Raw genomic sequence first — 14,522 nt, forward strand, 5'->3', positions numbered from 1 at the left:
ATGCGCCCGGCAGGTGAGAAAGATGGACATGACGAAAAACTTCTTCAATCTGTACTCGCACGACTTCGCCCGCGTGGCCGTGGCCGTGCCCCGATGCCGCATCGCCGACCCGGCCTTCAACGCGGCCCAGACCATCGCCATGGCCACCGAAGCCCACCAGCAGGGTGCGGCCCTGGTGGCGTTCCCCGAGCTGGGCTTGTCGGCCTACACCTGCGACGACCTGTTCCACCAGCGCGCGCTGCTGGACGCCTGCGAGACGGCGCTGGGCACGGTGGTGGCCGCGTCCGGAGCGCTGCCGCTGGCGCTGGTGGTGGGCATGCCGCTGCGGGTGCAGCACCAGCTGTACAACTGCGCCGTCGTGATCGCGGGTGGCCGCATCCAGGGCGTGGTGCCCAAGAGCTACCTGCCCAACTACGGTGAATTTTACGAAGCGCGCCAGTTCTGCTCGGGCGACTATGCGGCCGTGACGGAAGTGACGCTGCTGGGCCAGACGGTGCCGTTCGGCTCCGGCCTGCTGTTCGAGGTGGCCAATCTGCCGCTGCTGAAGTTTCATGTTGAAATCTGCGAGGACGTGTGGGTGCCGATCCCGCCGTCGTCGTTTGCGGCCCTGGCCGGGGCCAGCGTGCTGGTCAACCTGTCCGCGTCCAACGCGCTGGTGGGCAAGGCCGGCTACCGCCACCAGCTGGTGGCGCAGCAGTCGGCGCGCTGCCTGTCGGCCTATCTGTACACGTCCTCCGGCAGCGGTGAATCGACCACCGACCTGGCGTGGGATGGCCAGGCCCTGATCTGCGAAAACGGCGAGCTGCTGGCCGAATCGAAGCGCTTCCAGGATGAGCCCAGCCTGATCTTTGCCGACGTGGACCTGGAGCGCCTGTCGCGCGAGCGCATGCGCCAGACCACGTTCGGCCAGTCCGTGCAGCGCCATGCCGATGAAGTGGCGCGCTTCCGCACGGTGCGTTTCGAGCTGGCGCTGGCGCTGGAGCGCACGCTGGCGCTCAAGCGCTGCGTGGAGCGCTTCCCTTACGTGCCGGCCGACAGCCGCCGCCGCGACGAGCGCTGCAACGAGGTCTACAACATCCAGGTACAGGCGCTGGCCCAGCGGCTGCAGTCGAGCGGCATCCAGAAGGTGGTGATCGGCGTGTCCGGCGGCCTCGATTCGACCCACGCGCTGCTGGTGTGCGCACGCGTGATGGACAAGCTCAAGCTCCCCCGCACCAATATCCTGGCCTACACCATGCCCGGCTTCGCCACCAGCGAGCGTACGCTGACCCAGGCCCACCAGCTGATGAAACTGGTCGGCTGCGCCTCGGCCGAAATCGACATCCGCCCCAGCTGCGTGCAGATGCTGCAGGACCTGGGGCATCCGTATGCGTCCGGTGAAAACCAGTACGACATCACGTTCGAGAACGTGCAGGCGGGCGAGCGCACCAACCACCTGTTCCGGCTGGCGAACCATAACCACGCCATCGTCATCGGCACGGGCGACCTGAGCGAACTGGCGCTGGGCTGGTGCACCTACGGCGTGGGCGACCATATGTCGCACTACAACGTGAACGCCAGCGTGCCCAAGACCCTGATCTCGCACCTGGTGCGCTGGGTGGCCGAGTCGGGCGTGATCGGCCGTAACGACGCGCAGGTGCTGCTCAATATCCTGAGCACGGAAATCAGCCCGGAACTGGTGCCCGGCACAGCCGACGGCCAGCCGGAGCAGCGCACGGAAAGCACCATCGGCCCGTACGAGCTGCAGGACTTCAACCTGTATTACACGCTGCGCTTCGGCTTCGCGCCGGCCAAGGTGGCCTTCCTGGCACTGGCGGCCTGGCACGACCGTGAGCAGGGGCGCTGGCCGGAGGGCGAGCATGTGGCGCGCAACCAGTACGACCTGGCCGCGATCAAGAAGAACCTGGCCATCTTCCTGGACCGCTTCTTCCGCACCAGCCAGTTCAAGCGCAGCTGCGTGCCCAACGCGCCCAAGGTGGGCACTGGCGGGTCGCTGTCGCCGCGCGGCGACTGGCGCGCGCCCAGCGATGCGCAAAGCGTGGTATGGATGCAGGATCTGCAGCGTATCCCCGTCTGAGGCGGCGACATTAACCGAGCAGCGCTTCGGTATTGCCGCGTGCGGATAGGAGAGCGGGCGCGGGTAGCTTACAATGCGGTCTGGATATCGTGGAATCACCTCGTCCGATCGCTGCCGTCATGGCCGCCGGCTACCCGCCGCGCGGCACGGCATGGGTTACCCACCTGCTGAAGATCCGGGAAGGCGCCGATACTAGCTCGTATCGTCCGGCACCAGCCGCCGTCCGGCATGCACCATGGCGGTGCGTCCGGGGCAGGGCACTCCCCGTTTTACGTACCGGTTTTACGAATCACGATTTACATTCAAGGAGATGTCATGAAACAGATTACCGCTGTAATCAAACCGTTTAAACTGGACGAAGTGCGCGAAGCGCTGGCTGAAGTCAATGTCACCGGCCTGACCGTGACGGAAGTGAAGGGCTTCGGCCGCCAGAAGGGCCACACCGAGCTGTATCGCGGCGCCGAATACGTGGTCGACTTCCTGCCCAAGGTGAAGGTGGAAGTGGTGGTGGACGACGGCGTGGCCGAGCAGGTGGTGGACGCCATCATCAAGGCCGCCCGCACCGGCAAGATCGGCGACGGCAAGATCTTCGTGCAGAACGTGGAGCAGGTGATCCGCATCCGCACCGGCGAAACGGGTCCCGACGCCGTCTAAGGTTCGTTGGATGTGCCGGCGTCCCCGCGCCTGCGGGGATGCCGGCACATCCAACGCGCTAGCGGTTGATGCGCATGTCGAATTTCCAGGTCAGCAGCCGCAGCAGCGTGATGAAGGCGGCGCTGAACCACAGGGCGAAGTCGTTCGATACCTGCGTGTGCTGCAGCGCGATGTAGAGCCAGGCGCCGAAGAAGGCGCAGATCGCGTACGGTTTCCCGTCGCGGAACACCATCGGCACTTCGTTGCAGACGATGTCGCGCAACACACCGCCGAAAATCCCCGTAATCACTCCCATCATGGCCGCGATAAACACGGGCATGTCGGCCGCTTGCGCCTGCGACACGCCGGCCACGGCGAACAGCCCCAGGCCGATGGCATCGGCCACCACGATGATGCGCTCCGATACGATCTGGCGGATGGTGCGCACCAGCGGCGTGGCCACCAGGGCCAGCACGAAGATCAGGATGGCATAGCCCTGGTGCTCGACCCAGAACAGGGGCCGCACGTCGAGCAGGATGTCGCGCAGCGTGCCGCCGCCGAAGGCCGTGATGAAGGCCACCGTGAATACGCCCACCAGGTCCATGCGCTTGCGGCGCGCTTCGATGAAACCCGACATCGCGCCCACCAGGATCGCCACGATTTCTATGACGGTGATGAGGGAGACGTGCGGGATGTGCTTCATGCTGGCGAATAGGGCAGGGTGGCTGGTGCGCGTAGGTTAACATGCGCAAGCCGGTCGTGGGATAGTTTTGTTGCTTCGTTGGAATTTTGGACGGGGCGGACGGACGGCGCCAGACCGGTCAGCGCGCCATCCACCGGGTGGCGCGCAGCAGCACCATCAGCGGGCGGCGCCGGTCAGCGCGGCATCTGCACGGCTGCGCGCGCCGTAGCGCCACCAGTCGGGTCGCTCAGCGCGGCGTCTGCAGGGCCGCGCGCAGCAGCACCATCAGCGCGCCTTCGCCGCCGTCCAGCGGACGGGCGGCGCAGAAGGCGATCACTTCTTCCTTCTGTTCCAGCCAGCTGTGCACCATGGAGCGCAGCACCGGTTCGCCGTTGGCGGAGCCGTAGCCCTTGCCGTAAATGACGGCCACGCAGCGCGCGTTGTGCCGCTTGGCCTTTTGCAGGAAGGCGCCGATGGCGTCGCGGGCAGCGTCGCGCCGCAGGCCGTGCAGGTCCAGTTCGTCCTGCACCGGCCAGTGGCCCTTGCGCAGCTTGCGCATCACGTCCGGACCCACGCCGTTGCGGGTGAAGCTGACGTTCGGTTCCGTCTCCAGCAGGTGCTCGACGTCGAACTGGTCCGACAGCGATTCGCGCAGCACGGCCGCATCGTCCTCGGCCTGGGAGCGGGGGCGGGCGGGCGTGGCCGGCGTGACGCCAGCCGCCTTGGGCAGGCCCGGCACCAGCCGGTTCTGCTCCGGCAGGCGCTTGACGCCGCCCACGCTGGCGTGGAACAGGTTAGCTTCCACCACCTGCACTTTTTCCCGCTTGGCCTGCTCGGCCTTGGCCGCGGCGCGCGCGTCGGCCTGTTCCTTGAGCTGCTTGCTCAGGGATTTCAGGTCGGCGAAGTCCTTCAGTGCCATGGCCGCTTAGTCCTGGCTTTCCAGGTAGCGCTGGGCGTCCAGCGCGGCCATGCAGCCGGTGCCGGCGCTGGTGATGGCCTGGCGGTACACGTGGTCCTGCACGTCGCCGGCGGCGAACACGCCGGGGATGTTGGTGGCCGTGGCCATGCCTTCGGTGCCGGTGCGGGTCTTGATGTAGCCGTTGTGCATTTCCAGCTGGCCTTCGAAGATGTCCGTGTTGGGCTTGTGGCCGATGGCCACGAACAGGCCGTGCACGGTCACGTCGGTGATGGCGCCGTCGGTGGTGGAGGCGATCTTCACGCCCGTCACGCCGCTGTCGTTGCCCACCACTTCATGCAGGGTGTGGTTGTACTTGATCTCGATCTTGCCTTCGGCGACCTTGGCGTTCAGGCGGTCGACCAGGATGGGCTCGGCGCGGAACTTGTCGCGGCGGTGGATCAGGGTGACCTTGTTGGCGATGTTGGACAGGTACAGCGCCTCTTCCACGGCCGTGTTGCCGCCGCCGACCACGGCCACGGCCTGGTTGCGGTAGAAGAAGCCGTCGCAGGTGGCGCAGGCCGACACGCCCTTGCCCATGAACGCTTGCTCGGACGGCAGGCCCAGGTACTGGGCCGAGGCGCCGGTGGCGATGATCAGGGCGTCGCAGGTGTACTCATGGCTGTCGCCGATCAGGCGCAGCGGCTTTTCGTTCAGCTTGACGGTGTGGATGTGGTCGAACACCATCTCCGTGTTGAAGCGCTCGGCGTGCTGCAGGAAACGCTGCATCAGGTCCGGGCCTTGCACGCCCATGGGGTCCGCCGGCCAGTTTTCCACGTCGGTGGTGGTCATCAGCTGGCCGCCTTGCTCGACGCCGGTCACCAGCATCGGGTTCAGGTTGGCGCGCGCAGCATAGATAGCGGCGCTGTAGCCGGCGGGGCCGGAACCGAGGATCAAGACGCGGGCGTGTTTGGGAGTGGTCATGAGATGGCTTCTTATTCAGAGGTTGGACGGTGGATAACGTATCCGAATTGGGGGCAAATACCGGTAGAGCAAGGGCGGCGCAGGGGCGCCAGCTATTGCATTCGGTTAAGCAATGCAAGATTATAGTCCAAGCGGCGATTCGGCACGAATCAGGGGGCCGGGCGGGGCGCATATGCCTTAGAATAGAAGGCTATGACTGTTTCATGGTCGATAATATTGCAATAACACTTAGCCGGCGGTAATGCCGGCCGTAGTACTAGTCCCAGAGCGTATGACGAAATCCAGCCCCTCGACCCCATCCAGCTACACCCGCACTGTGACTGAACGTCAACCCTTGCCCAACCGGCTGGTCCGCCTGTTGTCCGAGGCGCGCTGGCTCGCGCTGGCGGCATTGGCCCTGTATTTCGTGCTGATCCTGATCAGCTATTCCAAGGGCGACCCCGGCTGGTCGCACGCCAGTGTGGTGCCACGGGTACACAACCTGGGCGGCCGGGCCGGCGCCTGGCTGGCCGACCTGTTGCTGTTTATCTTCGGCTTTTCCGCCTGGTGGCTGTGCCTGTGCCTGCTGCGCCTGGTGTGGAAGGGCTATACGGGGCTGACCCAGACCTTTGTGCTGTCCAGGGAACCGGAACCGGAACACCAGCACGAATACATCATCCGCATCGTCGGCTTCGTGCTGCTGTTCCTGGGCAGCGTGGGGCTGGAATATCTGCGCATGTGGTCGCTCAAGGTGCAACTGCCGCGCGCGCCCGGCGGCGTGCTGGGGCAACTGATCGGCCATTCGGCCCACGTGGGGCTGGGCTTCACTGGCGCCACCTTGCTGCTGTTGCTGCTGTTCGGGCTGGGCTTCAGCCTGTTCTTCCAGGTCTCGTGGCTGGCCGTGGCCGAGCGCATCGGCGGCGGCATCGAGCTGGCCATCGACTGGTTCATCCAGCGCTACCAGTACCGCGAAGACCGCCGCCAGGGCGAAGTGGCCGCCGTCAAGCGCGACGAAGTGGTGGTCAGCGAGCGCGCCAAGCACGTGGAAAAGCACGTGGCCGCGCCGCCCGTCAAGATCGAGCCGCAGGTGGTCACGGTGGTCAAGTCGGAGCGGGTGGAGAAGGAAAAGCAGGCCAGCCTGTTCCAGGATCTGTCCGACGGCAGCCATCTGCCGCCGCTGTCGCTGCTGGACGAACCGCCGCCCGTGCAGGAAACCGTGTCCGTCGAGACGCTGGAATTCACCAGCCGCCTGATCGAGAAGAAGCTGTCCGACTTCGGCGTGGAAGCGAAGGTGGTGGCGGCCTATCCCGGCCCCGTCGTCACGCGCTACGAGATCGAACCGGCCACCGGCGTCAAGGGCAGCCAGATCGTGGGCCTGGGACGCGACCTGGCCCGTTCCCTGTCGCTGACCTCGATCCGGGTGGTGGAAACCATTCCCGGCAAGAACTACATGGCGCTCGAGCTGCCCAACCCCAAGCGCCAGATCGTGCGCCTGAGCGAGATTGTCGGCTCCAAGGTCTACAACGACAACCCATCCAGCCTGACCGTGGCGCTGGGCAAGGACATCGCCGGCAAGGCCGTGGTGGCCGACCTGGCCAAGATGCCGCACCTGCTGGTGGCCGGTACCACCGGTTCCGGCAAGTCGGTGGGTATCAACGCCACCATCCTGTCGCTGCTGTACAAGTCCGATCCGCTGGACGTGCGCATGATCCTGATCGATCCGAAGATGCTGGAGATGTCGGTCTACGAAGGCATTCCGCACCTGCTGGCGCCCGTGGTGACGGACATGCGCCAGGCCGGCCACGCCCTGAACTGGGCCGTGAACGAAATGGAACGCCGCTACAAGCTGATGTCCAAGCTCGGCGTGCGTAACCTGGCCGGCTACAACGCCAAGATCGCCGAGGCGAGCAAGCGCGAGGAACACATCCCGAATCCGTTCAGCCTGACGCCGGATTCGCCGGAGCCGCTGGAGAAATTGCCCACCATCGTCATCATCATCGACGAGCTGGCCGACCTGATGATGGTGGTCGGCAAGAAGGTGGAAGAACTGATCGCCCGTATCGCGCAAAAGGCGCGCGCGGCCGGCCTGCACTTGATTCTGGCCACGCAGCGCCCATCTGTGGACGTGATCACGGGCCTGATCAAGGCCAACATCCCGACCCGTATCGCGTTCCAGGTGTCGTCCAAGATCGACTCGCGCACCATTCTCGACCAGATGGGCGCGGAAACGCTGCTCGGCATGGGCGACATGCTGTACATGCCGCCCGGCACCGGCCTGCCCGTGCGCGTGCACGGCGCGTTTGTTTCCGATGAAGAGGTGCACCGCGTCGTCAAGCACTTGAAGACGACGGGCGAACCGGACTACATCGACGGCATCCTGGAAGGCGGCACGCTGGAAGGCGAAGGCGGCGAAGCGGGGGCGGCGGGCGAGGGCGGCGGCGAAGCCGACCCGATGTACGACCAGGCCGTGCAGGTGGTGCTCAAGAACCGCCGCGCCTCCATTTCGCTGGTGCAGCGCCATTTGCGCATCGGCTACAATCGCGCCGCGCGTTTGCTGGAGCAGATGGAGCAGAGCGGCGTTGTGTCGCCCATGCAGTCGAACGGCAACCGCGACATTCTGGCCCCGACCGCCAGCGCAGAATAAACAGGATAAATCGTATGAAACATTGCAACGCAGTGGCCAAAACAGTGGCCAAGACAGCGGCCGCCCTGGCCTGCAGCCTGCTGCTGGCGGGCGCGGCCCATGCCAGCGCGCTGGAACAGTTCAAGTCTTTCGTGGCCGGCACCAAGTCGGCCAAGGGCGAATTTTCACAGCACCAGGTCAAAAAGCTGGAAAGCGGCGGCACCAAGACTTCCACCTCGTCCACCGGCACCTTCGTGTTCGCCCGGCCCGGCAAGTTCATCTGGACGTACGTAAAACCGTACGAGCAGGTGTTGCAGGCCGATGGCGAGCAGCTCTATATTTTCGACAAGGACTTGAACCAGGTCACCGTGAAGAAGCTGGGCAATGCGCTCGGTTCCTCGCCGGCCGCCATCCTGTTCGGCAGCAACGACCTGGAGAAAAATTTCACCCTGTCGGAAGCGGGCACCAAGGATGGCGTGGAATGGCTGAAGGCCGTGCCCAAGGCCAAGGACACTAGCTTCGAGGAAATTACCATCGGCCTGCGCAACGGCTTGCCGGAGGCGATGGAGCTGAAGGATACGTTTGGCCAGCTGTCCGTGCTGGCGTTCAAGAAAATCGAACGTAATCCGGCGCTAAATGCCACGAGCTTTAAGTTCGTCATGCCGAAGGGCGCCGACGTCTTCAATAATTAAGAGCCCGTTTCAACAAGCCCGTGGCGTCGTTGTGGTGCCTCGCCGTGCATGCGCACTGTCTTGGGCGCCACGCCTGGCCACCGTCATTTTGAAACAGGCTCGTATGGCACAGCGATGCACACCGCAGCTCTTGCTGCGGCGCTTTTCCCTTTGATACGGCAAGTACAGCATGGCAGACCTTTTTTCGAATGAACCGCGCCAGCCGCTGGCGGAAGCGCTGCGGCCCAAGACCCTGGACGAAGTGATCGGCCAGAGCCATCTGCTGGGGCCGGGCAAGCCGCTGCGCCTGGCGTTTGAATCGGGCCAGCCGCACTCGATGATACTGTGGGGCCCGCCCGGCGTGGGCAAGACCACGCTGGCGCGACTGACGGCCAATGCCTTCGATTGCCAGTTCATCGCGCTGTCGGCCGTGTTTTCCGGCGTGAAGGATATCCGCGCCGCCATGGAGCAGGCCGAGCAGCATCTGGCCATGGGCAAGCACACCATCCTGTTCGTGGACGAGATTCACCGTTTTAACAAGTCGCAGCAGGATGCGCTGCTGCCGTATGCGGAATCGGGCCTGGTGACGCTGATCGGCGCCACCACGGAGAATCCCTCGTTCGAAGTCAATTCCGCTTTGCTGTCGCGCTCGCAGGTGTATGTGCTGCAGTCGCTCAACGAGGACGAGCTCAAGCAGCTGGTGGCCAAGGCGCGCGCGACGGCGCTGTCCCATCTGCAGATCGAGGACGCGGCCATCGACACGCTGGTCGGCTATGCGGACGGTGATGCGCGCCGCCTGCTCAACCTGCTGGAACAGACCAGCACGGCCGCCAACGCGGCCCGCACCAATATCGTTACGCCCGAATTCATCCAGAATGCGCTGACGCTGAACGCGCGCCGCTTCGACAAGGGCGGCGATAACTTCTACGACCAGATTTCCGCCCTGCACAAATCCGTGCGCGGCTCCAACCCGGACGCGGCCCTGTACTGGCTGTGCCGCATGCTGGACGGCGGCGCGGACGCCAAATACCTGTCGCGCCGCATCGTGCGCATGGCGTGGGAAGACATCGGCCTGGCCGACCCGCGCGCCATCCAGCTGGCCAACGACGCGGCGGCCACCTTCGAGCGGCTCGGTTCGCCGGAAGGCGATCTGGCGCTGGGCCAGGCTGTGATCTACCTGGCTATCGCGGCCAAGAGCAACGCCGGCTACATGGCCTTCAACCAGGCCATGGCGTTCGTGAAAAAGGACAAGTCGCGCGAAGTGCCCGTGCATCTGCGCAATGCGCCGACCAAGCTGATGAAGGAGCTGGGCTACGGTCACGAGTACCGCTACGCGCACGACGAGCCGCACGCCTATGCGGCAGGGGAAACCTATCTGCCGGACGGGATAGGCGACCCGGGCTGGTATCAACCCGTACCGCGCGGGCTGGAAAGCAAGATCGCCGACAAGATGGCTTTCCTGCGCAAGCTCGATGAGGACGCGGGCAAGGAATAAGGCGCGCCGGCATCGGGCGCCGGCGGGTTGGTGGCGGTCCGTGCTTGATCGAGTGGCTGGCCTTGCAAAGGGGCCGATCCGCAGCCGGTCCGGTGCAAGCCAGCGACGATTACCCGTGCGCGGGCGGCGCCTCCGCCTGCTGCTGCGCGCGCTGCAGGAATGCGGCCAATTCCATGGGGAGCGGGAACACGATAGTGGTGTTCTTGTCCGCCCCGATCACGGTCAGGGTTTCCAGGTAGCGCAGCTGGATGGCTTGCGGTTGCTGGGACAGCACCTTGGCCGCTTCATATAATTTCTCCGAAGCCTGCAATTCCCCTTCGGCGTGGATGACCTTGGCGCGCCGCTCCCGTTCCGCCTCGGCCTGCCGGGCGATGGCGCGTACCATGGATTCGGTCAGGTCGACCTGTTTGATTTCCACGTTGGCCACCTTGATGCCCCAGGAATCCGTTTGCGCTTCGAGCGCATCGCGTATGTCCTGGTTCAGTTTTTCCCGTTCGGCCAGCAAGTCGTCCAGGCTGTGCTTGCCCAGTACGGAACGCAGCATGGTCTGCGCCAGCTGGCTCGTCGCATTGAGGTAGTTGACTACCTGGATGATGGCCTTTTCCGGCTCGACGATGCGGAAATAGATGACGGCGCTCACCTTCACCGACACGTTGTCGCGCGAGATCACATCCTGGGTCGGCACTTCCAGCACGATGGTGCGCAAGTCCACCCGCACCACTTGCTGGATCAGGGGGATGATGAAGACCAGCCCCGGGCCCTTTACTTTCGTATAGCGCCCCAGCGTAAAGACGATGCCGCGCTCGTATTCCCAGAAAATGCGGACGGACGAGGCGAGCAACAGCAGGATGACGAGGAACAGGAACGTGCCAGACCAGTTTGTCACTACCATAGTGCCTCCCATGTCCATCGTCCTGCCGTGCGCGTTACCGGCACAGTGGCGAGGTCAAACTGCCGCAATGGAAAAGCCGCCTCCACGAAACGGTATTGAACACCGTAATTCATGGTAGGCGGCTTTTGCTCAGTTGTCTATTGTGCGCCCGTTGTTGCCGGATGCGGCGGAACGGACGCGGGCAGGTGGGGGGGGGATCCAGCCTGGCGTTGCGCGACAGTACCCCGGCGGCGCGTTCCGCCGGGGTGGTCAGCCAGGTCGGCGTACGAATTCAGCGTACGAACTTAGCGCACGAATTCAGCGCGCGAACTGCGTAAAGCCCTTCTGGCCAGCCTTGCGGTTTGGTGCGAAGCCGTTTTTGGCCAGCGCTTCGTCCGCCGTTTCGTAGAAAGTGCCGATCTTGTAGATTTCGCGCGCTTCCTTGCCGTTGGCCACGTCGCGGCCGAATTCGCGGGAAATGCGCACCAGCTGCTCGATCTGCTCCACGGTGGACATCTTGCGCGAACGGTCCTGGGTCCACAGGTTGTCCTCGATGCCGCAACGCACGTGCAAGCCCATGGCGATGGCCATCATGTTCAGCGGCAGGGTGTTGAGCATGGAACTTTCCAGCGTCAGCACGGAGCCGTCCGGGCAGGCGCGCACGAAGTTGGCCAGGTTGTAGATGTTGGGCGCCTCGAAGCCGCCGCCGATGGCCACCCACGTCAGGATCAGCGGCACGTTGCAGACGCCGCGCCGCATCATGCGCTCCACCGTTTCCAGCTGGGCGATGTTGGCCAGCTGGAAATGGGTCTGGATGCCCCGTGCCGACAGGCGGCGGATGTGCTCTTCCACCCACTCAGGGCCGGCCGGGATGGTCATTTCGCGGTAGGCGAAATAGCCGGGCGTGCCCACGTCGAGCGAAGTGCCCTTGACGTCGGCCGCGCACATCTGCTCCACCACGTTCATCTGGTTGCTGTTGATGGCGATGGTGACCTGGTCCGGCTTGGGATCGATCATGGCCAGGCCGTGGCGGGTGTCGTCCGACAGCCACTTGGCCGTTTCGCCTTCCTTGGTGGGGGCGAACGAGATCGAGCCGCCCACTTGCAGGATCATGTCCGGGCAGTGGGCGCGGATGCCGGCCACCAGTTCGTTGGTGCGCTCCAGGCGCTTGGAGCCGGAACCGTCGTCTTCGCGGCCATGCACGTGCAGCACGGTGGCGCCGGCGTTGTAGCAGTCGACCGCTTTCTGGATCTGCTGCTCCAGGGTGACGGCGATGTCTTCCGGGAAGTCGGAAGGCTGCCACTCAGGGCCGAACGGCGCGGCAGTGATGACGAGTTTTTGCTGGTTTTCGGGGAACAGCGAGCCATCGAGGAAATTCATTTTTTGCTCCTTGGGGATAGATGCGTAGGGTTTTCTGGGATGGCCCAGGCTTAGTAAGGCTTGTCGCCGATGATGGCGGCGCGCTCCATCTTGCGATGACAGGGCGGGTAATCCATGACGGCGTAGTGCTGGGTGCTGCGGTTGTCCCAGATGGCCATGCTGTTGTTGCGCCAGCGCCAGCGCACCTGGTATTCGGGGATGTAGGCCTGGCTGATCAGGTACTGCATCAGTTCGCCGCCATCCTTGTTGTAGTCCTGGCCGTAGCGGACCCGTTCCTTGTTGTGATAATTCACGAAGTGGGTGGCGAAGGCGTTGACGAACAGGATCTTCTCGCCCGTTTCGGGATGGGTGCGTACGACGGGGTGTTCCGCGTCCGGGTACTGGGCCTTCATTTTCAGGCGCTGCTCTTGCGGCATGGCGGCGGCGAACGAGGCGTTGAAACTGTGGTTGGCGATCAGGCCTTCGATTTCCTTTTTTACGTAGGCGGGCAGCTTGTCGTAGGCCAGCACCATGTTGGCCCACATGGTGTCGCCGCCCACCGGGGGCGACTCAATGCAGCGCAGTACGCAACCCAGGGCCGGCGTTGCGCGCCAGGTGCCGTCGCTGTGCCAGGCGTTTTCGTAGCGGTCCATCGGGGTGTCCGGGTTCTTGTAGATCTGCACCAGGCCAGGTGCTTCCGGATGGCTGGGGGCCATCGGGTGCGTTTCCAGCTGGCCCAGGCGCTGGGCGAACGCCATGTGGTCCTGGCGCGACAGCTTGTCCAGCGTCTGGTCGCGCAGGAACAGCACCTTGTGTTTCAGCAGGGCGTCGTAAATGGCGTTGAACAGGCCGTCGTCGCGGACCGCGTCGCCCAGATTCACGTCCAGCAACTCGGCGCCGATGGCGCAGGTCATTTGTTCGATTCTCATCGTGTCTCCGTGGTGTTTTAGTTTCGGTGGATCGCCGCTTTCAGTGCTGCGGTTGATTGAAAGTATAGGGAGATGGCTGCCTGTTGTTTCTCTTTATGCGCCAAAGTTTTCTCATTTTGCGCCACGTCCGTTATACTGGACCGGCAGTTGAGGTGCGATTGATTTCACGCATGTAAATACGCGGAAATGGCAGGCGCGGGGCGGAAAACGGGGAGCGGGAAATGGGAACCATGATTCGGGCGAGCACGCTGACCGGCTATCTGGAGGTGGCCAGCCGCCACAAGCTGAACTCACTGGAATTGCTGGCGGGGGTGGGGATAGAAGCGGCGCAGGTAGGCGACCAGGGGCAGCGCGTGCCGCTGTCGGCCGTATGCCGTCTGCTGGAATTGTCGGCCGAGCGCGCAGGGTGCACCACTTTCGGACTGGAAATGTCGGAGCTGCGGCAGCGGCGCGACGTGGGCCCCATCGGCCTGCTGCTGGCGCACGCGCGCACCTTGCGCGAAGCGCTGTTGATGGCCGAACGCTACCATCACCTGCTCAACGATGCGCTGGCCATCTACATCGAAACGGTGGACGACACGGTGTTGATCCGCGAAGAAATCATCGCCGGCGCGGACGTGCAGACGCGGCAGGCGACGGAACTGGCCGTGGGCGTGCTGTCGCGGATCTGCCGCGTGCTGCTGGGCGCAGGATGGCGGCCCAGGAGTGTCAACTTCACCCATGCTGCGCCGGCCGATGCGAGCTACCACCGGCGCTACTTCGGCTGTGCCGTCCACTTCGACCGGGAGTTCAATGGCATCGTTTGCGTGGCGGCGGACCTGGACGTGGCCAATCCCGCGGCTGATCCGGCGTTGGTGCGGTATGGGGAAAGCCTGGCGGAGCCGCTTGATGCGGCCGACCATGAATCGATCGTATTCGAAGTGCGGCGCGCCATCTATTTGCTGCTGCCGCTGAACGAAGCGACGATAGACGGCGTGGCTGGAAAATTGAGGCTGAGCGGACGCAGTCTGCAGCGCCATCTGGCCGAGCATGGCGCCGAGTTCATTGAATTGCTGGCGGATGTGCGGCACGAGCTGGCGATCCGCTACTTGAGCAATCCCAAGTTTCCCATAGGCCGCATCGCCGCGTTGCTGGGCTACACACGGCAGGCGTCATTCACGCGCTGGTTCATTGCCAGATTTGGCCAGCCGCCTCGCGCCTGGCGCGCAGAGCGGCGCGTCGATACAAAATAGCGGGTGGGCATGCACAGCTGCAACGTCAACGATGCAAAAAGAAATGGGGACGAAAAAATGGGGACGTACCCCATTTTCAAAAAACGGAAATG

12 protein-coding genes are annotated in these 14,522 nt (G+C 64.1%); 6 read left to right on the forward strand and 6 right to left on the reverse strand.

Going from position 1 to position 14,522, the window contains the following annotated elements:
• Positions 1–28: 28 nt before the first annotated feature.
• A complete protein-coding gene (locus AC3WOS_RS09095; RefSeq protein WP_492715638.1) occupies positions 29–2,077 on the forward strand; it encodes an NAD(+) synthase in 2,049 nt (682 codons plus the stop codon).
• 315 nt (positions 2,078–2,392) lie between these two features.
• On the forward strand, positions 2,393–2,731 hold the full coding sequence (locus tag AC3WOS_RS09100) for a P-II family nitrogen regulator (RefSeq protein WP_019922031.1): 339 nt from the start codon (positions 2,393–2,395) through the stop codon (positions 2,729–2,731).
• A gap of 58 nt (positions 2,732–2,789) precedes the next feature.
• Here AC3WOS_RS09100 and AC3WOS_RS09105 read toward each other — a convergent pair whose 3' ends face one another.
• The 3 genes from AC3WOS_RS09105 to trxB all read right to left on the reverse strand — a co-directional run bounded on the left by AC3WOS_RS09105 (position 2,790) and on the right by trxB (position 5,271).
• A complete protein-coding gene (locus AC3WOS_RS09105) occupies positions 2,790–3,413 on the reverse strand; it encodes a trimeric intracellular cation channel family protein (protein ID WP_492715588.1) in 624 nt (207 codons plus the stop codon).
• Between the two features lie 226 nt (positions 3,414–3,639).
• Entirely contained in the window at positions 3,640–4,311 is a 672-nt protein-coding gene (locus AC3WOS_RS09110; protein WP_492715589.1) for a Smr/MutS family protein, read from the reverse strand.
• Positions 4,312–4,317: 6 nt separating this feature from the next.
• A complete protein-coding gene (gene trxB / locus AC3WOS_RS09115) occupies positions 4,318–5,271 on the reverse strand; it encodes a thioredoxin-disulfide reductase (RefSeq protein WP_492715590.1) in 954 nt (317 codons plus the stop codon).
• Positions 5,272–5,542: 271 nt separating this feature from the next.
• On the opposite strand from trxB, the gene AC3WOS_RS09120 reads away from it, so the two are divergent.
• The 3 genes from AC3WOS_RS09120 (at position 5,543) to AC3WOS_RS09130 (ending at position 10,039) form a co-directional block, all read left to right on the forward strand.
• A complete protein-coding gene (locus AC3WOS_RS09120) occupies positions 5,543–7,894 on the forward strand; it encodes a DNA translocase FtsK (protein ID WP_492715591.1) in 2,352 nt (783 codons plus the stop codon).
• 14 nt (positions 7,895–7,908) lie between these two features.
• Entirely contained in the window at positions 7,909–8,565 is a 657-nt protein-coding gene (gene lolA / locus AC3WOS_RS09125; RefSeq protein ID WP_492715592.1) for an outer membrane lipoprotein chaperone LolA, read from the forward strand.
• Positions 8,566–8,734: 169 nt separating this feature from the next.
• Positions 8,735–10,039, forward strand: a complete 1,305-nt coding sequence (locus AC3WOS_RS09130) for a replication-associated recombination protein A (RefSeq protein ID WP_492715593.1) — start codon at positions 8,735–8,737, stop codon at positions 10,037–10,039.
• Between the two features lie 109 nt (positions 10,040–10,148).
• On the opposite strand, the gene AC3WOS_RS09135 is transcribed toward AC3WOS_RS09130, so the two are convergent.
• The 3 genes from AC3WOS_RS09135 to AC3WOS_RS09145 form a co-directional block, all read right to left on the reverse strand.
• Positions 10,149–10,925: a slipin family protein gene (locus AC3WOS_RS09135; RefSeq protein ID WP_492715594.1), complete on the reverse strand. Its 777-nt coding sequence runs from the start codon at positions 10,923–10,925 to the stop codon at positions 10,149–10,151.
• A gap of 303 nt (positions 10,926–11,228) precedes the next feature.
• Positions 11,229–12,290 (reverse strand): beta-keto acid cleavage family enzyme, encoded by a 1,062-nt coding sequence (locus AC3WOS_RS09140; protein ID WP_492715595.1) that lies wholly within the window; start codon positions 12,288–12,290, stop codon positions 11,229–11,231.
• Positions 12,291–12,340: 50 nt separating this feature from the next.
• On the reverse strand, positions 12,341–13,198 hold the full coding sequence (locus AC3WOS_RS09145; RefSeq protein ID WP_492715596.1) for a TauD/TfdA dioxygenase family protein: 858 nt from the start codon (positions 13,196–13,198) through the stop codon (positions 12,341–12,343).
• Positions 13,199–13,419: 221 nt separating this feature from the next.
• Here AC3WOS_RS09145 and AC3WOS_RS09150 point away from each other — a divergent pair, with 221 nt between their 5' ends.
• Positions 13,420–14,430, forward strand: coding sequence for an AraC family transcriptional regulator (locus AC3WOS_RS09150; RefSeq protein ID WP_492715597.1), 1,011 nt, complete (start codon positions 13,420–13,422; stop codon positions 14,428–14,430).
• The last annotated feature ends 92 nt before the right edge of the window (positions 14,431–14,522 follow it).

It is taken from the genome of Rugamonas sp. FW305-51, from assembly GCF_058786935.1.